31 protein-coding genes are annotated in these 26,186 nt (G+C 47.8%); 6 read left to right on the top strand and 25 right to left on the bottom strand.

Annotated features, from left to right (window positions below; genetic code table 11):
* Positions 1 to 15: 15 nt before the first annotated feature.
* Positions 16 to 408 carry a hypothetical protein gene (locus QY97_RS05135; protein ID WP_039235324.1) on the top strand — a complete coding sequence of 131 codons (393 nt, stop codon included), beginning with the start codon at positions 16 to 18 and terminating at the stop codon, positions 406 to 408.
* A gap of 44 nt (positions 409 to 452) precedes the next feature.
* On the opposite strand, the gene QY97_RS05140 is transcribed toward QY97_RS05135, so the two are convergent.
* A complete protein-coding gene (locus tag QY97_RS05140; RefSeq protein ID WP_039235326.1) occupies positions 453 to 1,013 on the bottom strand; it encodes a hypothetical protein in 561 nt (186 codons plus the stop codon).
* Positions 1,014 to 1,323: 310 nt separating this feature from the next.
* On the opposite strand from QY97_RS05140, the gene QY97_RS05145 reads away from it, so the two are divergent.
* Together QY97_RS05145 and QY97_RS05150 are read left to right on the top strand one after the other, a co-directional pair.
* Positions 1,324 to 2,127 (top strand): DUF2935 domain-containing protein, encoded by an 804-nt coding sequence (locus tag QY97_RS05145; RefSeq protein WP_099098537.1) that lies wholly within the window; start codon positions 1,324 to 1,326, stop codon positions 2,125 to 2,127.
* A gap of 142 nt (positions 2,128 to 2,269) precedes the next feature.
* On the top strand, positions 2,270 to 2,647 hold the full coding sequence (locus QY97_RS05150; RefSeq protein ID WP_039235329.1) for a DUF1801 domain-containing protein: 378 nt from the start codon (positions 2,270 to 2,272) through the stop codon (positions 2,645 to 2,647).
* Positions 2,648 to 2,756: 109 nt separating this feature from the next.
* Here the strand turns inward: QY97_RS05150 and QY97_RS05155 are convergent, their stop codons facing one another.
* Positions 2,757 to 3,518: an MBL fold metallo-hydrolase gene (locus tag QY97_RS05155; protein ID WP_039235330.1), complete on the bottom strand. Its 762-nt coding sequence runs from the start codon at positions 3,516 to 3,518 to the stop codon at positions 2,757 to 2,759.
* A gap of 130 nt (positions 3,519 to 3,648) precedes the next feature.
* Between QY97_RS05155 and QY97_RS05160 the strand changes: the two genes are divergently transcribed.
* On the top strand, positions 3,649 to 4,059 hold the full coding sequence (locus tag QY97_RS05160) for an Lrp/AsnC family transcriptional regulator (RefSeq protein WP_039235333.1): 411 nt from the start codon (positions 3,649 to 3,651) through the stop codon (positions 4,057 to 4,059).
* Positions 4,060 to 4,162: 103 nt separating this feature from the next.
* On the opposite strand, the gene QY97_RS05165 is transcribed toward QY97_RS05160, so the two are convergent.
* On the bottom strand, positions 4,163 to 4,888 hold the full coding sequence (locus tag QY97_RS05165) for a MerR family transcriptional regulator (RefSeq protein WP_039235337.1): 726 nt from the start codon (positions 4,886 to 4,888) through the stop codon (positions 4,163 to 4,165).
* Positions 4,889 to 4,977: 89 nt separating this feature from the next.
* Here QY97_RS05165 and QY97_RS05170 point away from each other — a divergent pair, with 89 nt between their 5' ends.
* Positions 4,978 to 5,682: a CPBP family intramembrane glutamic endopeptidase gene (locus QY97_RS05170; protein WP_039235339.1), complete on the top strand. Its 705-nt coding sequence runs from the start codon at positions 4,978 to 4,980 to the stop codon at positions 5,680 to 5,682.
* A gap of 86 nt (positions 5,683 to 5,768) precedes the next feature.
* On the opposite strand, the gene QY97_RS05175 is transcribed toward QY97_RS05170, so the two are convergent.
* The 19 genes from QY97_RS05175 to QY97_RS05265 form a co-directional block, all read right to left on the bottom strand.
* Positions 5,769 to 6,881, bottom strand: coding sequence for a glycerol dehydrogenase (locus tag QY97_RS05175; RefSeq protein WP_039235342.1), 1,113 nt, complete (start codon positions 6,879 to 6,881; stop codon positions 5,769 to 5,771).
* 94 nt (positions 6,882 to 6,975) lie between these two features.
* Complete coding sequence (locus QY97_RS05180; RefSeq protein WP_039235345.1) at positions 6,976 to 8,109, bottom strand: 1-propanol dehydrogenase PduQ; 1,134 nt, start codon at positions 8,107 to 8,109, stop codon at positions 6,976 to 6,978.
* Between the two features lie 39 nt (positions 8,110 to 8,148).
* On the bottom strand, positions 8,149 to 9,540 hold the full coding sequence (locus QY97_RS05185) for an aldehyde dehydrogenase family protein (protein ID WP_039235348.1): 1,392 nt from the start codon (positions 9,538 to 9,540) through the stop codon (positions 8,149 to 8,151).
* Between the two features lie 5 nt (positions 9,541 to 9,545).
* Entirely contained in the window at positions 9,546 to 10,532 is a 987-nt protein-coding gene (locus QY97_RS05190; protein ID WP_039235351.1) for a cob(I)yrinic acid a,c-diamide adenosyltransferase, read from the bottom strand.
* The gene (locus QY97_RS05195) at positions 10,532 to 10,822 is read right to left on the bottom strand and encodes a EutN/CcmL family microcompartment protein (RefSeq protein WP_039235353.1); all 291 of its coding nucleotides are present in this window, start codon (positions 10,820 to 10,822) and stop codon (positions 10,532 to 10,534) included. Before QY97_RS05195 ends, QY97_RS05190 begins: the two co-directional genes overlap by 1 nt.
* A gap of 15 nt (positions 10,823 to 10,837) precedes the next feature.
* Positions 10,838 to 11,614 (bottom strand): flavoprotein, encoded by a 777-nt coding sequence (locus QY97_RS05200; protein ID WP_039235356.1) that lies wholly within the window; start codon positions 11,612 to 11,614, stop codon positions 10,838 to 10,840.
* 10 nt (positions 11,615 to 11,624) lie between these two features.
* Positions 11,625 to 12,452, bottom strand: coding sequence for an ethanolamine utilization protein EutJ (eutJ, locus tag QY97_RS05205; protein WP_039235359.1), 828 nt, complete (start codon positions 12,450 to 12,452; stop codon positions 11,625 to 11,627).
* Complete coding sequence (gene pduL / locus QY97_RS05210) at positions 12,449 to 13,105, bottom strand: phosphate propanoyltransferase (RefSeq protein ID WP_039235363.1); 657 nt, start codon at positions 13,103 to 13,105, stop codon at positions 12,449 to 12,451. Before pduL ends, eutJ begins: the two co-directional genes overlap by 4 nt.
* 30 nt (positions 13,106 to 13,135) lie before the next feature.
* On the bottom strand, positions 13,136 to 13,420 hold the full coding sequence (pduA, locus tag QY97_RS05215) for a propanediol utilization microcompartment protein PduA (protein WP_039235366.1): 285 nt from the start codon (positions 13,418 to 13,420) through the stop codon (positions 13,136 to 13,138).
* A 27-nt stretch (positions 13,421 to 13,447) separates the two neighbouring features.
* Positions 13,448 to 13,969: a BMC domain-containing protein gene (locus tag QY97_RS20955; RefSeq protein ID WP_046128678.1), complete on the bottom strand. Its 522-nt coding sequence runs from the start codon at positions 13,967 to 13,969 to the stop codon at positions 13,448 to 13,450.
* The gene (locus QY97_RS05225; RefSeq protein ID WP_232506246.1) at positions 13,966 to 14,442 is read right to left on the bottom strand and encodes a glycerol dehydratase reactivase beta/small subunit family protein; all 477 of its coding nucleotides are present in this window, start codon (positions 14,440 to 14,442) and stop codon (positions 13,966 to 13,968) included. Before QY97_RS05225 ends, QY97_RS20955 begins: the two co-directional genes overlap by 4 nt.
* Positions 14,433 to 16,265, bottom strand: a complete 1,833-nt coding sequence (locus QY97_RS05230; RefSeq protein WP_039235369.1) for a diol dehydratase reactivase subunit alpha — start codon at positions 16,263 to 16,265, stop codon at positions 14,433 to 14,435. Before QY97_RS05230 ends, QY97_RS05225 begins: the two co-directional genes overlap by 10 nt.
* Before the next feature lie 28 nt (positions 16,266 to 16,293).
* Entirely contained in the window at positions 16,294 to 16,821 is a 528-nt protein-coding gene (locus tag QY97_RS05235) for a diol dehydratase small subunit (RefSeq protein WP_039235372.1), read from the bottom strand.
* Between the two features lie 15 nt (positions 16,822 to 16,836).
* Positions 16,837 to 17,526: a propanediol/glycerol family dehydratase medium subunit gene (locus QY97_RS05240; protein WP_039235375.1), complete on the bottom strand. Its 690-nt coding sequence runs from the start codon at positions 17,524 to 17,526 to the stop codon at positions 16,837 to 16,839.
* Between the two features lie 22 nt (positions 17,527 to 17,548).
* Entirely contained in the window at positions 17,549 to 19,213 is a 1,665-nt protein-coding gene (locus tag QY97_RS05245) for a propanediol/glycerol family dehydratase large subunit (protein WP_039235379.1), read from the bottom strand.
* A 30-nt stretch (positions 19,214 to 19,243) separates the two neighbouring features.
* Positions 19,244 to 20,026, bottom strand: coding sequence for a propanediol utilization microcompartment protein PduB (gene pduB / locus QY97_RS05250; protein WP_039235380.1), 783 nt, complete (start codon positions 20,024 to 20,026; stop codon positions 19,244 to 19,246).
* Positions 20,027 to 20,045: 19 nt separating this feature from the next.
* On the bottom strand, positions 20,046 to 20,330 hold the full coding sequence (gene pduA, locus QY97_RS05255; RefSeq protein WP_039235382.1) for a propanediol utilization microcompartment protein PduA: 285 nt from the start codon (positions 20,328 to 20,330) through the stop codon (positions 20,046 to 20,048).
* Between the two features lie 321 nt (positions 20,331 to 20,651).
* A complete protein-coding gene (locus QY97_RS05260) occupies positions 20,652 to 21,734 on the bottom strand; it encodes a helix-turn-helix domain-containing protein (RefSeq protein ID WP_039235385.1) in 1,083 nt (360 codons plus the stop codon).
* A gap of 10 nt (positions 21,735 to 21,744) precedes the next feature.
* Entirely contained in the window at positions 21,745 to 22,896 is a 1,152-nt protein-coding gene (locus QY97_RS05265) for a PocR ligand-binding domain-containing protein (RefSeq protein ID WP_052728926.1), read from the bottom strand.
* A gap of 162 nt (positions 22,897 to 23,058) precedes the next feature.
* Between QY97_RS05265 and QY97_RS20375 the strand changes: the two genes are divergently transcribed.
* Positions 23,059 to 23,247, top strand: a complete 189-nt coding sequence (locus QY97_RS20375) for a hypothetical protein (protein WP_157761881.1) — start codon at positions 23,059 to 23,061, stop codon at positions 23,245 to 23,247.
* A 201-nt stretch (positions 23,248 to 23,448) separates the two neighbouring features.
* Here the strand turns inward: QY97_RS20375 and fabG are convergent, their stop codons facing one another.
* The 3 genes from fabG to QY97_RS05280 all read right to left on the bottom strand — a co-directional run bounded on the left by fabG (position 23,449) and on the right by QY97_RS05280 (position 26,181).
* Positions 23,449 to 24,186: a 3-oxoacyl-ACP reductase FabG gene (fabG, locus tag QY97_RS05270; protein ID WP_039235387.1), complete on the bottom strand. Its 738-nt coding sequence runs from the start codon at positions 24,184 to 24,186 to the stop codon at positions 23,449 to 23,451.
* A gap of 107 nt (positions 24,187 to 24,293) precedes the next feature.
* The gene (locus tag QY97_RS05275; protein WP_039235389.1) at positions 24,294 to 25,685 is read right to left on the bottom strand and encodes a phenylacetate--CoA ligase family protein; all 1,392 of its coding nucleotides are present in this window, start codon (positions 25,683 to 25,685) and stop codon (positions 24,294 to 24,296) included.
* 103 nt (positions 25,686 to 25,788) lie between these two features.
* On the bottom strand, positions 25,789 to 26,181 hold the full coding sequence (locus QY97_RS05280) for a cobalamin B12-binding domain-containing protein (RefSeq protein WP_039235391.1): 393 nt from the start codon (positions 26,179 to 26,181) through the stop codon (positions 25,789 to 25,791).
* Positions 26,182 to 26,186 lie beyond the last annotated feature (5 nt).

Raw genomic sequence — 26,186 nt, forward strand, 5'->3', positions numbered from 1 at the left:
TAGGAGGTGTACAAATTGGTCAGAACCCTTATGCATGGTGCCAGGCTATTTTTAGGCCTCGTTTTTCTGCTTGCCGGCATAAACGGTTTCTTTGTGGTGTTTGGTCTTGAACCGTTCATCGCCACTAGCCCGGAAGCAATGGCATTGTTCGAATTTGATTATTTGTTAATCGTCGAGAAAACACTAGAGGTGATATGCGGCCTATTGCTTTTAACGAACCGCTTCATGCCATTAGCCCTTGCCGTGTTGTCCCCGATCGTCGTCAATATTCTCTTGCTTCACCTGTTTCTAGACCAGTCACTGCTTCTTCTAGCCGTCATCCTTTTCATCGCGCATGCTTACCTGCTGTTCATTTACCGGGATCACTTTAAGCGGATATTCGAGACAAAGCCAAGGCCGCTCGGGTGACGAATCCATTCCTTTCAAAAACAGCTAACCCATGGACTGTGTCCTTATTTCTGCAGTAAACCATCTACCGTCGCTTTCAATTCCTCATATGTACATGGGTTAGTGATTCTCGCCACGGAAGATAAGGAGATTGTTTTTTGATAAGGGAAATGAAGATCTAATTCTTTGGTTAAGACGACATAGAATTTCCACTGGGTTGTTTGTAAAGGATCAATGCGCTCTAAATTTTTCTCCTCTAGCAGACAGAAGACATACATATCGGCGTGTCGCTTGACCTCTTCGCCATATCTATTTGTTGTATAATCATATTCTCGCTTGGCTCCGATGTTAAAGCTGATATTAGAGTATTTATCCTTATGCCACGCTTGAATGTAGGCAGAAGACTTCACCTCAATCTTCATACCGTTATAGACTAAATCAAATGTGTCCCACTCTACACGTGACTGCTGCAGACAGCCAAGGGCCGTTCCAACTAAAAACTCGGCAAACACGCCCCTTAAGTTGTTCATGAGAATATTTGAAAATCCCCATTGCCAGAAATCCAAAATCGTTTGATCTGTCCCTGTTATTGGAGCGCTCGGGTCAAGATGCCAATCCTTACTCAATAGAACCCCTCCCTGCCACTGTCTTAGTAAACGACTATATTTTTATATCTTCTAGTTTACCTATTTGCTTGTTTCCTAAACTTAAAGGCTTCGGTTTTATATAGGGGGCAGTTTGCATATCAAATTTGTTAACATAATAATATTATTAGTTCTGTCTAGAAACCGTTAGAGAAATAAAGAGCTAGAATTCCTATCCAATTCAACGAGCAGGCTGGTTAGTTTTATAAAAGTATGGATTTTCGCAAAAAACCCTACATACAAATAAGGGAAGGAGTATGTAATTAGGAGGGGACAGATGAATAAGCTGAATATGGCTAATCCGATTGTTATAAGGTCGTTGGACGAGATTCAATTTTGGTCCAGGATTATGAAAGAACATGCTCTTTTTTTAAGCTTGGGATTTACCCATGACCAGAAACAATTAATCGCAGAAGCCCATTATTTTATTAACCTCTTTGAACAAATAGAGGAAAAGTTAACAAGATTTAACGCAAACACGGATATACACCATATTCAAGCCTTCAACAATGAAGTGTACCAAGCGGCCGTTGCCATTTGGGGCTACAAGAGAAAAGTACTAGGTTTAATTTTGCGCTGTGAAATCCAAACACAAAACAACTATCCGTTATTAGTTGACCATGTCAGCAGAGAAGCAGCTTATTTTGCTAAACGTTTAAAAGACCTAAACAAAGGAAAGCTTGCTCCTGAACCTGACACCATCATTAAAGAAAATTTATTTTTCCTTAAGATTATGGCCGATCACGCTAAGTTTATCGGGCACCTTTTAGATCCATCCGAAAGAAAGCTAGTGGAACAGGCGAGAGAATTTAGTCATGATTTTGATCAATTGGTTTTTCAGGCAATTGATTTGGATTCTATGCGTCCACAGTCTGAAACGGTACCCATCCTGGATCAGTTCTTGGATCAAAATAGGGTTTCCGTGGCTTCCTTACGGGATTTTAAGAAAACAGCAAGAGAATTAATCGAGGCTTGTCGTATTAAGAGCAACATTCACCCGCTCTTGGCAGACCACACATTTAGAGAAGCAGAAAGATTTTTGGAAATTATTGATTTGTTTGACTCTCATCTTTCTAAAACCGCCAAGAAAAAATAGTCAAACCCTGCTGCCTGAACGGGCGGCTTTTTTGAATCCGGAGATACAGTAGGATGATTGTTAGATTAGTTGGTGAAAAGTGGATGGTTTCTGTTCATGAATATAGAATAATCATAAATCACAATTAAAAGGAGCTCACTGTATGGCTGATCATATAAGAAAAATAAAAGAGGTTGATCAATTTATTTCGGACTTACCAGAGGATCTTCAAAACATTACAACGGCTTTGAGGAACCTCATTCTTACCTCCTCGCCAGAGCTGAAAGAAGAGTTTAAATGGTCTATGCCTAATTACTCTTATAAGGGATTCGTTTGTTATCTTCAAACGGCCAAAACACATGTGAACCTTGGTTTTCATAAAGGAAATGCACTCCAAGATAAGGACAGCAATCATTTACTGCAAGGTACAGGAAAAACAATGAGGTATATTAGAATAAAACAGATGGAAGACATTCAGCCAGAAGTCTTCACCTCACTTATTCAAGAAGCAATGAGATTGAATGAGAATGAATGGCTTTGAAGATGTATCGTTATCTTCAGTCTGCATGGACTCCCCAGCCAAAGGATATCTTTTTTCAAATAAAAAGACCCATAAAGGGCCTTTTCATTGGTTTACTTTTCCTCTCCAATTAAAATGTGTATGCTTCGCCGTCATCCGGCACGAACACATGAGAGGAGATTCCTTTTTCATTGGCAAAGCTCTTTAATTCTTCTCTAGACAACGCCCAGTGATTGACTGCTTCCATATGAACGGCAATAATTTTCGCCTCAGGGGCAGCCTTGTACACTTCATAGACATCCTCTTTCCCCATGACGAGAGAGCCGCCTTCATAGAATTGGTTATCCCCGGCATTTACCACGATGATGTCCGGTTTGTGTGTGTCGATAACTTCTTGAACAGCTTCATACCACACCGTGTCTCCGGCTACATATAATGTTTGCTCATCAGGGTGCCTGAAGACCACGCCGCACACGAGACCGGCAAGCTTCAAGATGTCGCCCCGTCCATGCTCCCCTTTTGTTTTCATTAATTGGATACCTTCAAAGACTGTATCCTCCTGCAGAACTTCTACGTTTTGGAAACCGGCATTGCGAATTTCTGCGGCATCCTCTTCATTTTGGGCAAACAGTTTGATCTCTTTCGGCAGTGCTTCTTTAGCAGCCTCATCCCAGTGATCGTAATGCAGATGAGTCACGATGACCGCATCAATATCTTTAATGATTTGGTCAATGGAAGTCGGCAGCTCGACTAATGGATTATTTTGATCTTGTCTTGGGGCATTTGGGAATGGCGGATACGCCCCCTTTTCTGCCAGCATTGGGTCTATTAAAAACTTCTTTCCTGCATAGTCAACAACGATGGTTGCATTGCGGATTTGTTGTATATTCATCTTTACGAACTCCCCTTCTTTGAAATTCTGTATCAACCATGTATATTTTAGTCTATAACCATTCATGGAATACACGGAATAAATAAAGTCTTTCGGGCGTTTGACTTTATTAATGAAAGGAGTTCACTGCATGTTAGATCATACGGATAGGCAGATCTTAGAGGAGCTATCCAAGAACAGCCGGATGACTATGAAAGAATTAGGCGAGAAGGTTCACTTGACTGGGCCGGCTGCTTCGGCGCGAGTGGCAAAATTAGAGGACAGCGGAGTGATTGAAGGGTATACCATTAACGTGAACCAGGTCAAACTAGGGTATATCGTGCATGCTTTTATTACGGTCATGACCGAAAGCATTTTTCATCAGCCCTATCTATCATTCGTAGACACACAAGAACAGCACGTTATCCATAACTATAAAATTAGCGGAGACGGCTGTTATCTTCTCGAATGCCGCTTCCCCTCTAACGAAGTCATGAATCAATTTCTAGAAGAATTAAACAAGCATGCCAATTATAAATTATCTATTGTGATTGATAAATAGAGACTAATACAACACGGAAGGCTGCAGACTACATGTCTGCAGCTTTTTTATGTTAGAAATAACTTCCCTCGGGCGTTGTTTTCATCATTTCATATCCCCGCTCTTAAGTTGCTGCATAAGCCATACAACGCTCCGCAAAGTCCAGTATATCCTCTGAAATCGGATAGAGCCCTGTTTCCTCGGCGGGCAGCTTTCTTACCTCCCAGAATTTCTCCATCAGCTGTGTCTCTCCTTGAAAATGTTCATTTGACAACTCTATTAACTGAGACCCGATTTGAGAGCCCTCGTCTGATTCGGGCTGAATATTATGCTTGAGACACCATTCCATTCGCCGCAGCAGCAAAATATATTGCCGTGTTGTCTCGTCATTGCTGCTGAGGTTTGGAATGGTCTTTTCTAACAAGGCTTTTTCCTCTTCCTGAAAATAGTCCGTCCATTTTTTAGAGCGATTTTGTGAATGGCGGACAAGTTCGGAAACCCGCTCCCAAGATAGAGCTTCTTCCAAATCAATCATATTAATTAATGAGGCCGTATGAGAAAGACTTGTTTGCCATTTCGAGAGTTGTTCCTGCAGATAATTGTAGTGGGAAATGAGGATTTGTTTGTAGGATAGTTTATCTAATAGACTGCGGATGTCCTCTAATGGAAGTGAAAGAGATTTTAGAATAAGTATTTTTTCCAGTTTAAATAAGTCCTCTTCTGAATAGTACCGCTTCCCATTATCCTCCCTAAAGCTTGGTGTAAGGAGATGAATCTGATCATAGTAACGAAGCGTGCGAATGGATATGTTTCGCTGTTTAGCTACCTCCCCAGTCGTCCATCGTTTCATTTCATGACCTCCTAAAAAAATAGCTTGCAGGTGACGTAACGTCATCTCATATAGTTGAAGTATACCATATATAGGAAGAGGGATGACCGATGGAAATAAACCAGGCGAACTGGAAAAGCCAAGACCCCTGGGGGATGAAAGAGTTCATATTATTAATGCTGCTTGAATTTGCGTTTGTCATTGGATGTGTGAAATTCGTTGTCCGCCCCATTTATTCCCGCTGGTTTGATGATGAGCTATATGCTGGCACATTCATGGGGTTAACCATCGCGGTGATTCTCCTTCTAGGTGTTTATTTTATCGCTCTTCGTCCCAAAAAACTGTCTTGGCGCGAAGTAGGGGTAAAAGCGTTCGCGGTGAAGGATTGGAAAATCATTGTTATATATTCTATGATCTTACTGGCTGGTGCCGTGATCATTATGGTGCTCACTAGCTTAATGGGGAATTCGTGGGAGAACAGCAAAACAGAGGCTATGCAGCAAAACGTCACCTTCCTGACGATTCTCATTGCCTTTGTCTCTGCGGCTGTTATCTCTCCTATCTATGAAGAAATTTTTTATCGCGGCTTTTTATACCGCTGGTTACGTACGCGTGTTGGATTTGTGGGAGCTCTTTTACTTAGCTCGCTCACCTTTACGATCATTCACATTCCAACGTATAATGTCATGCCGGTCAATTTCTTCAGCGGGATGATTTTTGCTTTAGCGTATGAGCGTACCCACTCGATCTGGCCATCCGTTATGATTCACGGGTTAACTAATGGAATAATGGTTTTATTGACAAGTTTGGGATAAAAGCAGCTGGAACACACTATGCCAGAGGTTTGTCCACAAGCTAAAGGCTGCAGACATAAGGTCTGCAGCCCTTTTCTACTATATAATTAAACCAGCACTTCTTTCGCCGCCGGTGCACTCAGCTGATCCACTGCCAGGATGGCGTTCGCTACGTCTTCGGCTGTAATGTCCGGAGACAGGTTCTTCATCGTTTCTCCCTCTTGCGTGGCGGCTTTTCCGACCTTCAACAGCTCTTCGTACGTGACATTTTCTAAGTGCAGTTCTTTTAATGTCGTCGGCAGTCCGAGCTTTTGGTAGAACGCGATGTATTTGCGCAGCTCTTCTTCCGGATGGAATTCCAGCATGAGGTGGACAAGGGTGCCGTATGCGACCTTTTCGCCGTGGGTTAAGTGATGGATGTCTCCCGCAAGCTCGGTGAATCCGTTATGAACGGCATGAGCACCGGCGAGTCCTCCGCTTTCAAAGCCTAAGCCTGACAGCAATGTATTCGCTTCCACCACTGCTTCTACATGTTTCGTAACCACACCTTTTTGCACGGCTTTATAGGCTGGAATCGCATGATTGAACAGCGTCTCTTCACACTTCTGCGCAATCGCTACGGCGGCGATGCTTGTCCGTCCGCCGGCCATCGCAGTGCCGTTGCCGTTGAATGTCGCTCTCGCCTCCACCCATGTGGCCATCGCATCCGCGATCCCCGAAGCAAACAGTCTGGCCGGGGCTTTCGCAATAATCGCCGTATCGACAAGGACAAGGTCAGGGTTCTTATTGTAGAATTTATACGCTTCAAAGACACCTTCATCTGTGTAAATAACCGATAAAGCGCTCGTTGGTGCGTCAGTAGAGGCGATACTCGGTACGATGACCACGCCGACATTCAGTTCATCTGCCACGGCTTTGGCGGTATCGAGCGCTTTTCCTCCGCCGACGCCGATTACGATGTCCGCTCCGTGCGCCTCGCCTTCTCTTTTGATCCGGTTCACTTCATTAATTGAAGATTCGCCGTTAAATTGAACGAAGCGGAAATCAATGCTTTCTGCCTGCAGGCTGTTTCGGATCGTTTCCCCTGTGACGCCCCATGCTGTTCTTCCAGACAAAATCAACGGCTTTCGGCCAAGCTGCTTCACATGCTCTCCAATACTTGTTAAAGCCCCTTTACCTTGTACATATTTACCCGGCGATACGAAAATGATATTTGTCATAAGAGCCTCCCATTGAATGGTTATTTTTTACCGTTGGCGTACGGCGTACGTTTTTTGTACGAATGTCTCGCATACATCATAGCGTATGAAGAGGTCAGCCTGTGTATGCCCATTTTAATAGATAAATAATGTCCATTTCCTTGACCTGCTTCGGGTTTCCAGCTGTGCAGACGTCCTGCATCGCTTCCTTGGCGATGAGCGGAATGCTTTCTTCAAATAGATCCTTGTCAATATGAGCATCTTGAAAGGTAAGCGGAATGTTGAACTTTTTATTGAGAAGCTTAACGGCTGTCGACAGGCTCCTGACGCCTTCTTCTAATGTGGCACAAGGAAGACCTAGCAGACTGGCAATCTCGCCATACTTTTTTGCCGCCTCCGACGTGTCAATCGTTCCGTCACATAGCCCGCCGTTATACTCAATCATGTACGGAAGCAGCATCGCATTGCTTCTGCCGTGGGACAGCGGAAGTCTCATTTCCATGGCGTGAGCGATCCCGTGATTAATCCCTAAGGAGGAATTCGCATACGCCATCCCTGCCATGCAAGACGCCAGCTGCACATTCTCCCTTGCGGTCAGATCCTCTCCAAACCGGTAAGCCCTCAATAAATACGTAAAAACTAGCTGAATAGCTTTCTCTGAAAATAGGCTGGTGAACGTGGTCGCTTTTGGTGAAACATAGGACTCGATCGCATGAGTCAGCAGGTCCATCCCCATATCCGCCGTCACCTCAGGCGGAACAGAAGCGCTCAGCTCGGCATCTAAAACCACCGCATCCGGCTGCATCCATTCATCCTGTAAAGGCATTCTCTTATCATCGTTTATGATGGCTGCATAAGGCGTCACCTCGGAACCCGTGCCGCTTACTGTTGGAATCGTAATCAGGAGCGGCTTCCTCTTCTCGGGGATCGCCATCTGACGATAGAAAAAGAGAACCGCTTTTGCCGCTTCGATGGCTCCACTGTCCCCGAGCGCCAGGATGACCTCCGGCTTTTCCTTCAGAAAGGAGGCCAGTCCCTTTTTGACAGCCGTTAAGGACGGTGTGCCTTCTATATCGGAAAACACATGGATCGACGCTTCCTTTAAACGGTTGATCACCTTTCCGGCAATGTGCGTATGGATGACCTGCTTATCGGCGACAAGGAATATCTTCTCTGCCTTTAATTTTTTTAAATACTGTAGTGAATCGCTGCCGTGGTAGATGCTCGGCTGCATGGAAAACATATTCATTGGCTCTCCTCCGACATACGCGGCTGCTTTTTCGCCCTGTTAGCGGACAGATAAACTGTCAACAAGCACACACTTGCGTTTTCTGGCAAAATCCTTCGCAGATGTGAGACCTTCTCCCGTCGGTCCGGCAATGGTGAAGCTTGTGTAGCCTTCACCGCCGACACCGAGCCCGGCATAGGAAGGACCGTTTTTCACAAAAATCGTCGTTTGGATCGCTTTCGCGAACTTCGTTAAGTTGTCGATGTTTTTCGAATGCATAATGGACGTATGGCGGAACCCGTGCTCGGCTTCTACCGCGAGCTCAATCGCTTCATCCACATTCGCTGTACGGACCACCGGAAGGATCGGCATCATTAATTCAGCTGACACTAACGGATGATCAGCCCCTACATCCATAATCGCAATGCGGGCATCCTGAGGAGCGTCCACGCCGATTTGCTTGAGGATATACTGGATGTCTTTCCCGACAAACTCTTTGTTCGCATGCCCGTTATCCACAACCAGCTCGGTCAGCTTCTCTACGTGCTTCGGATCGTTCAATTGAAAAGCACCATGCTTCTTCATATGGAACACTAAGTAGTCAGCGACCGCTTCCACGACGAACAGCTCTTTTTCTGCGACACACGGGATGTTGTTATCGAAGCTGCAGCCATCGACAATATCCTTCGCCGCTTTTTCCAGATCCGCCGTTTCGTCGACCACGACAGGCGGATTTCCCGCTCCGGCGCCGATCGCCTTCTTCCCGCTCGTCAGGACCGCCTTCACCACTCCAGGTCCTCCTGTAGCGACAAGCATTCTCACCTTTTTATGCCTCATCATAATATTCGCCTGGTCGATGGAAGGCTCTGCGATAGAAGTGATGAGATTCTTTGGCCCGCCTGCCTCGACAATAGCCTGGTTGATGATCTCGACCGCTTTTAATGACGTGTCCTTCGCCCCCGGATGAGGGCTGAAGACGACCGAATTGCCCGCCGCAATCATGCCGATGGAATTACAGATAATGGTTTCTGTCGGGTTCGTTGTCGGTGTAATGGAACCAATCACACCATATGGAGAAAGCTCAACGACCGTCAGTCCGTTGTCACCGGATACCGCCTCTGTCTTCAAATCTTCAATGCCGGGCGTTTTATCAATAACGAGTACATTTTTACGCACCTTGTCCTCGTAATTCCCCATGCCGGTTTCTTCGACAGCCATGCGGGCAAAGGTCTCTACGTGTTTCCTGGACGCTTCCCGGATCGCTTCAATAATGGCCCCTCTTTCCTCAAGCGACAGCTTGATCAGCTCTTTCTGCGCCTGCTCGGCCGCTTCAATTGCATCATTCATGTCCTCAAAAACGCCTTGTCCTGCTTCAGGGGTTTCCTCTTTCCTGCTCAGTTCCTCTAATACCTTCTTGACGATGCTTTCTAAATCTCTCTCTTGGACTGCCAATCTGTTCACCCTCTTTCTTGTTCAAATACTTTTAATGCTTCCGCAGCGATCGTCATGTCCTCTTCGACACTGCCGCCGCTTACACCGATGCCGCCGATAATTTTGTTGCCGAGTTTCAGCGGATAGCCCCCGCCAAACGTAACAATTTTGCCTTGGTTGGAAAGCTGCACGCCGTATAGCTCGCCGCCCGGCTGAATGAGCGGGACAAGCTCATGGGTCGCCATTTTTAAAGCAACAGACGTGTAGGCTTTGTTTGGCGAAATATCTAAGCTCGCGAGCAGCGCATCCTCCATTCGGTGGACGAGGATCGGATTTCCTGCAGCATCTGCTACCGAAAATACGACCGGCACGTTGATTTCCGCTGCTTTCGCCTCTGCGGCTCTTGCCATTTTATACGCCAGTTCCAGTGTCACAACCGCTGCTGTGCTTTGTGTTTCTTTCATTTTTTCTGCCACTTTGCTTTTGACCTCCTCTAACAAACTGAAATATACTTCTGCCCGGGCCAGCATAAACAGGACGTCGGATAAGCGGTTGACGTACCGGATCAGTTCACTCCGCACCTCGGTATGCTCACTCAATTCGACGATTAACCGCTCCGCCCGCCGGATGATCGACCGGGAAAAATGAAGGCTCGCTGACGCAGTCGTTTCACCCGGAATGATGAATTCGTGAATCGGACCGAGCTTTTGCTCATACCGATCAATCACCTCTTCAAACCATGCGACATTCTTTTCATTGACCTTCTTCTCCAGCAGCTGGCTTCCTTTTTCATCACTCGCCAGCTCCGCCCCAACCACAAACAGCTCCTGCTGGATGGTTCGGATAATGTTTCGTAATTCCTCATTTGTCACTAAGGAGTAGGCGACGCCCAAGGAAGCATTCGCCTCATCCAGCGTTCCGTAACAGTTGACCTTCAAGCTGTTCTTCGCAATCCGGCTGCCTCCAAAAAGGCCCGTCTCTCCTTTATCGCCCTTCTTTGTGTAAATTGCCATCAAGCTTCACTTCCCTGTTCATTTACTTCCATGGAATCAACGATCGCGACGATCGCCGCATCAATGACTGAAACGGAGGAGCCGAATACGTTTCTCGCTGCTCCTCCCGTGGTGACAAGAACGTGCTCGCCTGTTCCTGCGCCTACATTGTCGACAGCTACCTCCATGCGGTTGTCTACAGCTGTCCCCTTAGACGGATGGACCTTCTGCACGATGAGGAGCTTTTTGCCTACAAGATCATCTTCCTTCGTCGTAGCGACCACACTTCCTACCACTACTCCTACATACATCCTTATCACCTGCACTTATTTATGTCGGATCAGTTCTACTCCCAGCTCCTTGGCTGTGTCAAGAGCCAGCGGGCTTATAATCGTGGCAGAAGAAACGCGTAAAGCAAAAAATTTCTGCTTCGCTTCGATCACATCTGATCTTGTCAGCACTCTTTTCTGCACATCCTTGACTCTTGCGGAGCTGCCCGCTTGCGCTTCTTTGTGAAAACATGGGAGAGCACTTGCTCGAACCACATCAGACAACTCCTTTGCTTTTACCAGCTTGACGCCGAAGCTTTCAAGCTGATGAAGATATTGATCCACTTGATTGACGTAAGCCTGCGGCGCTTTATGCAAGCCAAACTCTTCTCTGATCGGGCTTCGCAGGTCACATCCGTCTCTCGCAGCGATGATCGGGATTCCCTTCATGATCACATGGGAAGCGAGGTTCGTCGCCAGGTTATCCGCGATGCCTAGCGATACCTTGACGGCTGTATTTAGCGTTAAGGTCGGAAAGATTAACGCGCTGATGCCGTCATAGTAAGGCTTCAGTCCTTTGACCTCACGCTCTACATGCACCTCCGAAATCCCAAGCTCCTCCTTGATCAATTGAGGGGTTAATACGTACGCCGCGCTGTTCGAGAGCAGGACGTTTAACTCCCAGCCTTCCTCCTTGAGCTGCTTGATTTGCTGCATGGATTCCTGAAATCCGTAAGCGCCTCCGGTAAAGAAAACCGTCGCCTTCTGCATTCTCTCCTGCAACCGCTTGATGACTTCATTGACAATGGCTTCAATCATTTCCTCCCCACTCATTCTCCTCACCTCATTTCGTGCTATGTAAAGCGATGCCTAATGGGGTGATGAGAAGAGGATGAGCCGGCTTGATAATGTCGATGCCGATTTCCTCATAAAAGACTTTCTCAAATTCATCGAAGCAGCTCGCTCCGCCAACCACATATATTTGATCAAGATCCCAGCGGCTGACATGCCTGTTGACAATAGAAGCCATTTTTTCAATGACAGGCCGGATAACCGGAAACACTTCTCGTTGCCTGTTAGGGTCCTTCTTCAGCTTATCGGCCTCCTCGAAAGACAGCTTGTAGTTGCCGGCAAGAACGAGGGTCATGTGCGTGCCCCCGGTCGGTTCATCCGCTGTGTAGACCACTTGATTGTTCTTCAGGATACTGATGCCTGTCGTCCCGCCGCCCACATCCACGACGGCTCCCTCTGAAATGCCTAACACGGCTGCTGCTGCCGTCGGCTCGTCGACAATACGCTTCATTTCCATCCCGGCTGATTCCACCACATTTGAGAAAGCTTTCATGTTGCCAACCGATGTACCGGGCGGCACAGCCGTGGCTGCATGTGTTAACGTCGTCCCAAGCAAACCCTCCACCTGACCTTTGAGCTCCTTGACAATTTCGACCGCTTCCACATAATCAACAACCAGCCCATCTCTGACAACGGACGCCGGCTGCAGCGCCCCGGCTACCGGCTGGCCGCTCTCATCCACGACCGCCAGCACAATATTCGCTGTTCCAAGGTCAACACCGACGTGCAGCTTCCCCTTGTACTCATTCGTCTTCTTCTCATCTATCAAGGCAGCAAAAGTATCAATATAGTCATTGACCTTGACTAAATCAATGGTCATGAATCTCCTTGGCCTTTCCGGATTTTTCCGATATCGCCCGTCTTGACTCCGGCGGCATTCGCCTCATCTGTATCCAGATGCATCTCTAGCGCATACTGCTCAGACACGCGAATAAGCACATTGCTGAAAATGACTTTTCGCTCTTTGCCAATCTCTACTTCTACTACATCTTTGTCTTTTAATTGATACTTTTCTGCAAATTCAGGCGGTACATGAATATGCCGATGAGCAACGATGACGCCTTCCTTCAGTTCAACCGTGCCTCTTGGTCCTTTTAACGTCATGCCTGGCGTGCCATCCACTTTTCCCGATTCTCTTACAGGGGCGAGGACCCCTAGCTTAAAGCCATCCGTCTTCGAAATTTCCACCTGCGTTTTGCTTCTAACCGGTCCAAGGATGCGCACGTTTGTGATTTCTCCTTTCGGCCCGGTAATCGTAAGCGTTTCATTAGCGGCAAACTGGCCTGGCTGCTTTAAATCTTTCATTTTCGTTAACTGGAAGCCTGGCCCGAACAAAGTCTCTAAGTCACTTTGGCACAGATGGATATGCCGGTTGGACACACCGATTGGTACATACGGCTCTTCCTCTAAGCCTTGCAATCTCTTAACGACTTCTTCAATAATTTGTTCCTGTGTTACTTGATCAAACGACATATTCATCCTCCCACCTTCCCCGTCTCTTCGTTAAACCGTTACAGGACTAAGAGGCAGCATTTTTTCTACATCCATGTGCGGTCTTGGAATCACGTGAACGGATACTACTTCGCCCACCTTCTCACTGGCTGCGGCCCCTGCATCAACGGCCGCCTTGACCGCTCCGACATCGCCTCTGACCATGACTGTAATGAGTCCTGAACCGATCTTTTCGTAGCCGATCAGTGTGACGTTCGCTGCCTTCGTCATCGCATCCGCCGCCTCAATCGCTCCAATTAACCCTTTTGTTTCGATCATTCCTAATGCATTGCTCATGTTCTCTTCCTCCTCGTGTTTTGGTCGTTATCCCTTCTTTTCCTCTTTGGCGCCTACAGACACAGCAGACTGTTCATTTGATTGGCTGGCCTCGTTCGTATCCTTCTTCTGTCTGCGGCCCCGCTGTTTTCCCTCTTGAGGCTTTTGTTCCACCTCCTGCTTCTTTTCTGCGGATGGAGCGGTTTGATCTTTGTCTTCTTCCTCTTTGATTAATTCAGGTTGATCCGCTGCCTTACCGGCGTCTTCTTTTTCCGAGGAAGAGGATTCAGCGGCTGCCTCTTCAGGAGAAATCAGCTTCTCCAGCTCCTTATGCGGTCTTGGAATCAAATGCTGGCTGACGACGGTGCCTATTCGTGCGGCTTCCATGGAAGCGGCTTCGAGTGCGGCCTTCGCTGCTCCGACATCGCCCTCGAACTTAATCGTGACCATGCCGCGGCCCTTAGCCAGTTCATAGCCAAGCAGCGTTACATTCGCTGACTTCACTGCCGTGTCCGCAGCCGCTATGGCCGCTGTCATGCCGATGACTTCGATCATTCCTAACGCATTCATCTCGTTTCCTCCTTCCTGTTCATTTCTTGAAGCTTTTTGACCACAATCTTCACAATGGCGGCAATTTCCTCTTTCGATACTATTTCTTCAGAAGCACTTGTATGCTCCTCGTTTTCATCAAATGCTTTAAATGGAATGCCTTTCACGAGCCTGGCGGCGTTCGCCCCGAGAATTCGCTGCTTAGCAGCTTCCGGCTGGTCGATTTCAAACAGCGGCCGGTCCTTCTTCAGCTTGGAATAGTGAAGAACGAGGCGTTCATCGACCCCAATCCCGACACCTAAGCTGGAATCGAGCGCGGCCTGATAGCCTAACTCCAGCGCTGTATTCTGCCTTCCTTCCTGCAGAAAGATGGGCACGCCTTCTTCTTCGATGCCGTGAAGCAGCGGCTGAAAAGACAGGGAGTCACGGTGCATCGGGTGATAGTACACGTGGATCGCCGGCATGTCTTCCTTCTTGTTTTGCTTCACACCCACTGTACGCTTCTCCCTTCACGGAGAGCTAAGACAAGCCCGGTGGCTACCGCATTTCGCGGCCCCTCTGTTCCCCTGATATTTCCTCTGCCGGCGACAACACCGTATTGAGATAAAGCATCGGTCACCAGTTGCGGCACTTCAAAGTCCAGGGCTGAACCGCCGACTAATACGACAAACTCCATTTCCCGTATATTTCCTGTCGGGGAGATCATGCTCAATGCCCGGATCGCATTTGTGACGAACACCTTTTCTTTCGCCCCGCGCCGGATGGTTCGAATCTTTTCGATGGAATGCTGACCCGGGATCGGAATCATGTACCCATCCTTTAAAATCACGACTCGAGCAAACACGTGCGGCTCGAGCGGTTCTTCAAAAAACTGGACCGCTCCGTCCTCATGGCGAATGTGGAATAAGCTTTCTACCTTCGCCAGCGGGTATTTTTTAATGTCTTCCGCTAAATCAATATCATCGAGCCCCAATTCAGAATTAATAAGCATTGTGACCATGTCGCCGGCTCCGGCTAAATGAACGGATGTAATGTTCCCTTCTCTTGTCATCGTGGACGCGTCGGTTGAGCCCGCTCCCATGTCTACGATCGCAACAGGAAGGTTCGTCCCGGGCGTAGAAAGCGCCCCGCGAACCGCCATATCCGCTTCAACACCGCCGACTTCCACCTCAATATCGACCCTTGATTGGAGTTCATCTGCGATCATTTGCATCTGTAATTTATCGGCTTTGACCATGGCGGCAATGCCCACCGCGTTTTCCATAGAAAACTCTTCGGCTAATCCGCCTTTCACCATCTGCGGGTTAAAGGTATTAACAGCTAACAAGTCTTGAATTTTAATAGCATCCGGCGGCTGTGACGTCAGCTCGGACATCACCTGCCTGACGCGCTCAAGCATTCCGCCCGCATTCGTTCCCGGCTCGCCTTTAATATCTTCAATCGGCGCGGAGGCGGTGAGGACAGACATCATTTTCTCCGCCCCCTCGTCGACATCAACCGTGGCCTTCTTTCTGCCAATGATGTTGATTTTTCCAGCCGGGATGCTTCTTGCCTGGACGTCTCCCTTCGGTGTTTTGATGACGACGGCTGACCGGTTGCCGATCAATGCCCGGGCAATCGGTACAATCAGCTTCGTCTCCTCGCCCGTTAATTCAAACACCGTCGCAATACCGTATGGGTTTGACAAGACTTCTACGACACCGCCAGGCGGGGCGACTTCAATGGCTGCTTTCATGCCAAGCGGCACCTTCTCGATCAGCGTCACTTCATCAATGATCGGCATTTTCTTCTTCACTCTATTGCTGATGAGAACACCGTCATCCTTCTGCGCAATCGCACCGGTAATGTTGATTCCTTTATCCAGGGCCTCATTCATTTTTCTGGCGGCGTCTTCGAAATCGACCTCCTTGCCAATCAGCACGATGACATCTTCTTCTCTGTCCGCCGCTTCCAGCTCATGAATGTTGATTGTTTTTCCGATACCTGATCCTATTCCGCCCGGTGTAGCGGGATTGTGGCCGATCATCGTCGATTCAGTGATAATGGTTTCCGTAATGGTTTCCATCGCGACATCCCCGATCACCGGAGCCGCTTCGTTAATCCGGATCAAGTCCAAGTCTTCTACTTTTCGATTGATGTCCTGAAGCGCACTCTTAAGGGTCTCAAGCACCCCATGAATATTCTGGCGGGTTCCTTTGATCCCCGTTGTTTTTACGAAGCCGCTCGTGAGAACATCGACCTGCTGGTCCTCTGTGACGGTCGCAATGGCTACCTCTGTCGTGGCATTTCCAATATCCACGCCTGCCACTAATTTCATGACGTTACCTCCCAACACTGCCAAAGGGTCAATCCTTTTTCAATCGGTCTCTCGTTTCATATACATCTGCTGCTTCACGCACTAACTTCGCATTGATCGTCGCATTATATTGCTGCTCCAGCTCATCGGCGATGGCTAACAGCTCCTCTTTCGTCGAACGATACGGCCGCAGCGCATTATAAATGTCCAGAATCCGGTCATCCGGAACAGCAATGAGCTCTGCTGCCCGGCGAAGGTTTCTCGCAAATGGGTCTCTTCCAATCGATTCTGCCACCTGGGCCTGCAGCTCCAGTGTTTCTGCAGAAATCCGTACATCCTCAGGCTTAACCTCTCCATTTAATACGCCTTGTAATGTCAGATCATCCAGTGTTTTGCCGGTCGGCGCCTGGATCAGTTCTGGCCGCTTTGTTGCTAACGGGTAATCCTCTTTCGTGACGGACTCTACGACAAGCTTCGGTTCAGCTACGGCGACAGCTGCTTCTTCCTGTGCTGTATTTGCTTGATTCATAGATAACATGACTTCTTTTACGATCTGTTCAATGAGTTGCTGGTTCACTCTGTCCACCTCCGCTTATTGAAATGTAACCTCTAATTCGACGGCTTTTTTATTTTGGTTTACGTGCTGTGTTTCTTTAATATGAAGCAATGCCGCAATGGCCTGGTACTTCGGACGGGCCATCTGATCATTCTTCGTTGGCACAGGGTTTGGCGATTCCCCCTTCGCATACTTCGCGGCGTTCTTGCCGATTAAGCGGAAGGTTTCCAAATCCAATAACGGTGCTTGCGGGAATAATTCCAGGTTATTTAATGGCTGTAAATCCTTTTGATGAATGACGGTCGTGCCTTTCGACTGAATGCCGATGCCAATGCCAGAGCCGCTGAGCTTCGCCGCTTCATGGGCGACAAACCCGACATCGGACGTGCGGTGTACGCGAATGACCCGGGCGGTTAATCCTTCCTCTTCAATGCCGGCGATGACTTCTCGTAACAGCTCGTCATGCGGAATGCCCACGATCGTTTTCGTTTGATGGATGCCAAATGCTGCGGTCAGCGCGATAACCACTTCATCTTTTCTTGTGCCGGGTACAGCGTTGTCTTTTTCCGCGAGCTCTAATTTCTTTGAACGATCCGCCAAAGAGGCGGGCTTCTCACTCACCGCCTCTTTGGCACTTCCAGCCTCGTTCTTTTTCTTCTCTTCCATGTTGAAGCTCTGTAACACCTCTTCGATCACTTCTCGGATTAACTTTTCGTTCATAGACATCTTTCTCCACCCCTCTCCTTTCTTAGTTCACGTCTTCCGGACGAATGGCGCGAGGAATATTTTTAATTTCTTCCCATCGTTCGTCGCTCATTCGATAGCCGGTGCCTGGCCCTGTGTAATCATTAATATCATTCACCGCACTAATGACATTAAAGTCCTTGTCAATAATGGCGGATGTGTGCAAGTAATCTCCGGATACACGCTGCTTTAACATGTTTAATAGGTTTTGAGCGACATCTTCAAAGCCGTGCTTGCTTAACGCCTTGACGACATCAATGCCGTTCACCGCACGCTTCATCATATCTTCCGCCGCCCGCAAGTCTTCAATGACATTCCGTTCTGGCATGTCTTTGCTTCCGTGTGCATACGTCGCTGCTTCCACTTCTTCATCCGTAATTTCAGGAAGACCGAGCTCTTCAAATACAGCCTGCAGGGCTTTTGCTGCTTTATTCCGGATGGCGACGATTTCTTCCTCCGTCACCGGACGCAGTCCCCCGTCGACCTTCAGATCACGCTGCAGGACATTGTAATCGTCAAAGTCCTCCGCATCGAAATTCGAGCCGGCAAACATATTGTCATAGTTTGGTACAGAGCTGTAGCCGGAGAAGATAAAGTCCGTGCCAGGAAGCATCTGCATCAGAGTACGAGCTGTTCTTCTAATGTCTGAATGTGAGAACGTCTGGTCGTTGCCGGACGCCACTTCCATATCGAGCATCGTCGTAAACAAGTTCTCCGCCAGCACCGCCCGGATGCCGGATGGCACGCCGCCCGGAACGCCGATACAGCTGATCGAACCGTTCTGTAAGCCTTGCGCTCCGGCACCTTTCGTGACAAAGACACAGCGGGCTTCTAAATAAAGCATCGATTTGCCTTCTGCATAACCCATCTGTACTTCTGAGCCCGTGCCTGAAGTAAAGCGCATTTTCAGCCCGCGAGATGCGTAAGCCGATGTCAGGAATGCTTTTGAGAACGGCGTGTCGTCCCCATCGACAAAGACTTGCTCAGTGCCATAAACGGAAACCGTTTCGGCGTAGCTCGTTAATCCTCTCATGCCCAGCTGCAGCTCGGTTGCTTCTTCTACTGAACATTGCGTTAAAATACCGCCGCGGCCCGTTTGCGAGCCAACTAATAAGCTTAAAGCGTTAAATGGATAGTAGCGAAGGATTCCAACCGTCGTCTCCATTTCGTCAAATCCTCTGACAGCCGCCTCAGCCGCGTCCGCTGCAATTTGAACCGGGTTATCTTTCACGCTTGTGACGTGACATTGGTTAGAAGGCGTCTTTCTCGCTCTCATTTTCTGAAGAGCCATCATCATCTCAACGACATTCATTCGGCCAACGATGTCACAAAGCTTCGCTGGTGTCATCGCTGTCGTCAGAGGAATAATCTCTTCCCTCGGCACGTTGATGTCTACAAGCATTCTCGAAAACGCTAACGAGTCAATCGACATCGCTTCTTCCGCTTTTTCAAGATTGATGCTGTGGTCCGCAATGAAATGATCAATGAAATCGAACTCTTCCCGTTTCTTTCCGTCTAACTCCACAACCTTGCCCTGCTCGATTTTGATGCTGGGCGTCGGATCGTTCGGTCCATCCATCGCAATTAAACCTACCTCCGGCCACTCAGCGACGAATCCATCTTGGTTGACCGGCCGTTCTGCTAATACTTGAAAACGTTTTGATTTCATGGTTTCCTCCCCTTTTGACGATTGATCTTTTTAAATATATGGAACAGTCGTAGAAGCCGGTTTGCCTCCAAGCGTCCCTAACAAGTCAAGGCCTACTTCTCTCGCCGTAATCAGCGCTTGGCGGACAGCTCCTGAATCACCACTAAATGTTAAAATCACTTCATTCGTAAAGCTCGTTCCTTTCGCAGGAGAGCTGTAGCTGATGACATCGACATTGGCCGCTTTCACGACCGTGTCAGCCAGCACAATGCCGATTGCAGCCGGAGCGCCGACAACGAGCCCGAAAGACTTTCCAATCGGCGCGTTAAACGCCTTTTCACACGCGTAGCTTGCGCGCGCTGTATATTGAAATTCCAGGTGGCCCGCTTCATTCGCATGGACATCCCCAAATGTCCGCTCCAGCTCTTTAAGCGCCACTTCGACCGCACGGCGGGCATCCGCCACATCCTCTGCGCCAAAAATAATCAAGCTGCCGTGCCCTGCGCCGCCTTTCGTATCACGCGCCAGCTCCACTGCTAAAATCTCCGTATTCGTCGCTTTCACTGCTTCATCCGCCGCCATGATCTGCGGGCCCGCTCCGGTGCGCGCACCTAAAATACCGATTGAACGATATTTTTTATCTAAGTTCATCGCTTCGTGGATACTGTGATCGACATTCGCAATGACAAGGCCGATCGAATCGCCAAGACCTGTGCCTACAAATTCCGTTAAGCTGCTGTGCTTCTTCTCTGCCTGCGGCGCTTCCTCCGTCGCCGGAGCATCCACTTTTTTAATGACCTCTTCCATAATTTTTTCAATTAATTGCTCTCTCATGATTTAACCTTCCTTCCTCTTATTCTTGTTCCGCTTTCGGCAAAATGCTTTCCACTTCCATGTGCGGTCTTGGAATCACATGAATAGATACAACTTCTCCGACTTTTTCTGCGGCCGCAGCCCCTGCATCCGTTGCTGCCTTTACTGCCCCGACGTCTCCCCGAACCATGACCGTAATAAGGCCCGATCCGATCTTTTGATACCCCATCAGCATTACGTTCGCTGACTTCACCATCGCATCCGCTGCTTCAATCGCACTCACTAAGCCCTTCGTTTCGACCATTCCCAACGCTTCTTTCACCATGCTGAATGCCTCCTAACAATCATTTTTTCTATCAATATTTCAGAGATGGATAAGAGATCGATGCCCTCATTCATTCTTTGATAACGCTTACACTCACTATATCGAAACGTTCGCTGATCTCTGCGATAGGTTCTTGTTCTTTGAGGGTAAATAATTGAAATATTCAGAAATAATTTTGCATTGCTCTTCTAAACATCAGGATCAATTCCGAAAAAAGATACTATTTTGCTGTGAGAGGGTAAATTTTTGTCCTCTTTCACTCATCGAGATAATAAAAAATAAAACCTTTCATCCTGCGATTAGACAAAAGGTTTTGTTCACTTATATAAACCATCTTCCATTTTGAATGGGATGGTGCTTTTTAAGGATTTCCGCTTCATGCTTTTCTTTTTCCTTCGCCTTTCTAAAATCCGACGGCGTCATGCCGGTGATCTTTTTAAATACCTTGCTGAAATAGTTGGCTTCCTGATAGTTTAATTCCAGGGCGATGTTTAAGATCGGCATATCCGTCGATTGAAGAAGCTCCTTCGCCTTCTCCATTTTCCTCTCGGTCACGTAGCTCACGAAGTTGACATCCAGTTCCTTCTTAAACAGCTTGCTCAAATAAAACGGGCTTAAGTGGACATGTTCTGCTACTTCCTCAAGCGTCACGCCTTCATGGAAGTGCTCATCAATATAATTGATTGCTGCTTGAATCTCTTTCTTCCCATGTATAGATTTATGCTCGATGATTTCTTGAAACAGCTCTTCTAAAAGGCTGATCAATGTGTTTTCGATTGTATGCTTATCGATGTATCCTGCTTTTTCCGCCCAATCGACCTTTTTGTTTGTGAATAACCCTTTTTCATAAGAGAGCCGCTCAAGATTTTTCGCCAGCATTCCTGCCAGCGAACGCAGGCGGTGGATGTCATGGCCAAAGGACGAAACCATCAGCTGCGTAAGCTTTCTTAATTCGTCCTTTGACTGTTTAAAATCGTTTTGGAACACGCTGACTGTAAACTCGCCTACCGCTTCCTCCAGCTTCTTACCGCTGATGCTATGTACGGATACATGACGGCTCACGTTCTCCATAATCTCTTGCTGGCTGATCGGTTTTCGAATGAAGCCATCTGCCTTCATTTTCACGATCTCATTCTTAGGAAGAAAGGAATCAAAGCCGGTTAACAGCACAATACGGTTCTTCTGACGGTTACTTTTCGTATAATTTATTAAATTCTGAATATTTTTGCGTGGCGTATCGATGTTAAGGAAAACGATATCCGGATCGCGGACATCGATTAAGGCTAATGCTTCTTCGTTCGAAGCGGCTTCGCCAATGACCGTCATGCCTTCACATTGACCTAACACACATTTTAACGCTTCTCTCATTAATACTTCATCATCTATTAACAGTACTTTATGCATGATACCGATCCTACCTCCCGCTCATTGGAATGCTCACCTTCACCGCTGTCCCTCCTTCTGGTCTTGAGTGGCCTGCCAGCGGATACGCTTGTCCATCATGTGCGGCCTCAAGGACATGAGTGGGCTGCTCATTCGAGACATTCATTCCTTCACTGGATACTTCCAGGTGAAAGTCATTCCCCGCCTGATATCCAGTAATCAGGATCGTTCCCTTCCCTGCTTTTGGCTCTATTCCGTTCTGAACGGCTTCATTCACAATCGAATAGAGCGTGCCAGACGGAATGGAAATCGACCGGTCTTCTTCGCGGATGTCCGTTAGAACCTGCAGCCTTCCATTAAATCTCAGATTCTGTAAGCGGACATACTGCTCTATATAATGCAGCTCCTCCTTCAAGGGGACAAATTCATCTTTATTGGTGATCATATACCTGATCATCTCAGCAAGGGTGAGTATCGTATCTTGTGTTTGCGGTGCCTTTTCTATGATGGCTAAACAGGATAGTGTATTCATCGCAGTCAATAAAAAGTGAGGGTCTATCAGTGGATGTGATGATTCATTCTGCTTTTCTGTTAAGGCTTTTTTCAAATCGGCCTGCACTTTCAGCTGGTTAATAATCTGCTCATTTTTCGCATTCAGTTCTTCCTGCATGAAATGCATCATGTCTTTTTCAAACATGTTGTTGATAACGTAAAACATCATCTCCGCAGCGGCATTTATTTTTTCATACGGAATGGCGGGAATGTTGGCATAGGCCCGCTCGATCTCCTTATGTCCCTCCCAGGAAGAGCGGTCATTAGTGATCGAAGTCAGCTTACTATCGTCATGTTCAGGCAGCTTCACCTGCCCCGCAAGCACGGAGCCTACGAGCTGGCCCTTCACAATGATCGGAATAGCGAAATCAACTAACCCCGTATGGCAATGATACACATGAGGCTTTTCCTTTCTGGCTGCTTCCAGCCCGCCGAACGCATCACACTTCAGGCAGGAATCCACCAGCTGGGGCTCTTGGCGCACAAGGCGGCAAAAAGGAGAAAAATTGCTATAGTCCGTAATAGGATTCCCCCGAAAATCTACCGTCACAGCAGCGAATCCAGTGGCTTTTGCAAAAGTATCCTGTACCTTCTGCAGGAACTCAATATCAATGATTTCTTGCAAATTCATCAGGGCATCAGCTCGCTTACTATTGATAGTTTACTTTTATTATAGACGATGCCCCCTCCTCACAACAATCCATACGAGAACCTTTTTCAATAAAATTTAGAATTTTCTTTTAAATGTATGGTCTTGCTAGAAAATAAACTTCCTTCTAAGTATATAGAGGCAGTGAATAATAAGAGGCCCTCCATAGCAGAGCCTGTTTATTCTATTAATCTAGTGTTCGGTCCCATTTATTCTCACATGCGCATCAAAAAGAAAAAGTGGCTGTCGCCCGCAGTACAGGGTTTTGCGAAGCTTGTTTTGCAGTCGATTGGTGAAGCAGATGAAGAAATGACCGCTTCAACTGCCTATTAAAATTTACGAAAACGGCTTTCGAGAAATAAGCGACACCCCCTCTCCTAGGCTGTGTCTGGCTGCCAGGCTATCCACTCTTGTTGATCGAAATGGAAAGCGAAGCGCCTGCCATGGAAATCAACCTCTCATTTACAGGCGAAATAAAAAGCAAAGAACACAGCCCTTGAGGGAAACTGTGTTCTTCGTTTTCATCATTCAATTCTACACCACCAGCCCGCCATCAACGCTCAAAATCGTCCCATTAATATAGCTGGCTTCATCCGACGCCAGAAATAAATAAGCGGACGCAATATCCTCCGGCTTGCCGAGCTTGCGGAGCGGTGTTTTGCTTTCCATCATGTCCAGTATTTTTTGCGGCACTTTGGCGGTCATGTCCGTCACGATAAAGCCGGGAGCTACCGCATTGACCCGGATGCCTTTAGGGCCAAATTCCTTCGCCCAGCTTTTCGTCAGTCCAATCACGCCCGCTTTCGTGGCAGCATAGTTCGTCTGGCCAATATTTCCGTGGATGCCGACGACGGACGAAGCGTTCAGAATCACGCCGCTTCCCTGCTCAAGCATGGCCGGAGCTACCGCTTTTGTGCACTTAAATACTCCGCTTAAGTTCACGGAAATGACCTTCTCCCACGACTCTTCATCCATCTTCGTCAGCAAGCCGTCAATGGTGATCCCGGCATTATTGATCAATACATCTATTCTTCCGTACGTATCCATCGTGTCCGCCACCATTTGTTCAACCTGCTTCGTATCCGACACATCTGCCGCTGTAAACGAGATGTGCCCGTATTCCCTTAATTCACTCACTGTCTGTTCGCCCGCTTCGGCGTTAAAGTCACTAATGACCACTTTGGCCCCTTCCTGCAAAAATTTCCTGGCAGTGACCTTGCCGATCCCGTTGGCTCCGCCCGTAATTAGAGCTGTTTTTCCTTCGAGTCTCATAAAATCCTCCTCACTGATTGGCTTCCTCATGAATAGAGAAGCCGCGCCCTCTATTCATTTGCACGACTTCTCTTTGTATTCTCGATTGTGTACGCCATTTCCCCCTATTAACTTCTAAAATTGCGCTCATCCATCACTCGCTTCGCCTTAAATTGGGTTCTTTCCAGCGTACCCAGCGGCTGCAAATCAATCTTAAAGCTGACACCTGTTTCCCTCTTTAGTTCTCGGGAAATTTGGTCCCTTAATTCCTGTTCCTCTCTCGTCCCCAGCGTTTCGCATCGCACAGTCACCTCATCCATGATATGCTCACGGGTGACGACCATCACAAATTCCTCACTGAGCCCATCGATTCGCCGGATCACGTTTTCTATGAGACTAGCATATACATTGACTCCTCGAACCGTTACCATGTCATCGATTCGCCCGTAAATGCCTTTTGGCAAACGCGGGTATACACGGCCGCAAGGACAAGGCTCGTCGGTCCATGTCGTTAAATCTCCTGACCAGTAGCGGATGACTGGCTGGGATGTTCGTTCTAAAGGCGTATACACAGGCACTCCTTCTTCGCCATAGGGGACAAGCTTCTTGCTGTGCTGGTCGACTACCTCTGTATACACCACATCCTGCCACAGGTGCACTCCTTGGCGATGCTCACATTCCGTATTGCTCATCCATGGCGTCACTTCCGCCATCGTGCCTGAATCAATACAAATGCCGCCAAACGCGTCTTCAATTTTTTTCTTCGTTGAAGGAACGCCCGCTCCCGGCTCACCAGAGAAGAATAAAATTCTAAAGCCGAATTCCTTTGGATCTACTCCTAGTTCCTTTGCCTTTTCTGCTAAATACAAGGCATAGGACGGCGTGCCGTAGAAGACCGTCGGCTTGATTTCCTTTAACCAGGACACGGCTTTCTCCGTTTGCCCCGGCTGTCCTGCACCAAACGGGAAGGTTTTGGCGCCCAGCCTTTCCGCTCCGATCAGTGCCCCCCAGCTGCCGATATATAAGCTGAGCGGCGAGGCAATAAATACGAGATCGCTAGGCCGCATGCCAAAGCTCCACATGATGCGCGCGTGCTGGTGGGCAATTCGTTCCCAATCCTCCTTCCCGAAGGAAAACACAGTCGGCTTGCCGGTCGTGCCCGAGGTTCCCTGGATGCGATGAACCTCTGAAGGCGGGACGCACACATTGGAACCAAACGGTCCGTACTCTTCCAAATCCTCTCTAATTTCCGCTTTTGTAGTGATAGGCACTTGTTCGAAGTCTTTTAAACTCTTAACATCGTTTGGATGAAACCCAGCCTTCCCCCATTTCCTTTGATAGAACCCTGACTTTTCATACGCATACTGCATCACATTTTTGAGCTTAAAAAAGATCAGTTCGTCTAAATCCTCTTTTGAAGCTGTTTCAATCTCCGGGTACCAGTATGTCTGGTCGTGATCCGGTAAATAATCGAGCTCATATTTGGGCGGCCATTGCTGCAACAGTGACGTCTTCATCATACGGATTTCCTCCTCCTATTTAAAAGCTTCTATTCGTAAGATCAGTGTATATCTGTTTTTTATGAACAGTGATGAGAGGGACCCCTCATCACTGTTCCGGCATTTAGGCGATCGTGTTTTTGACGTGTGAACGAATGAAGTCAGCGATGCTTTCAATTCTCGTTTCAGGACCAAACACCTCAGCAATTCCCGCTTCTTTAAGGGCAGGAATATCATCCTCAGGAATGACTCCGCCCATAATAATCAGAGCATCCACCCCTTTTTCGCGGGCAATTTGAACAACCTTTGGCCCTAGTGTTAAATGGTTGCCGCCGAGAGTACTTAAGCCGATGACGTCCGCTCCCTCCTGAATGGCCGCATCAACAATCTGTTCCGGGAACTGGTTTCCTAAATACACAACTTCCATCCCTTCATCTCTCAGCATTCTCGATACGACCAATGCCCCGCGCCAATGAATATCTAGCCCCAATTTAGACATGACGACCTTAATTTGCATGAAAA

Origin of the sequence: Bacillus thermotolerans (assembly GCF_000812025.2) — a bacterium.
Taxonomy (GTDB): domain Bacteria; phylum Bacillota; class Bacilli; order Bacillales; family Domibacillaceae; genus Quasibacillus; species Quasibacillus thermotolerans.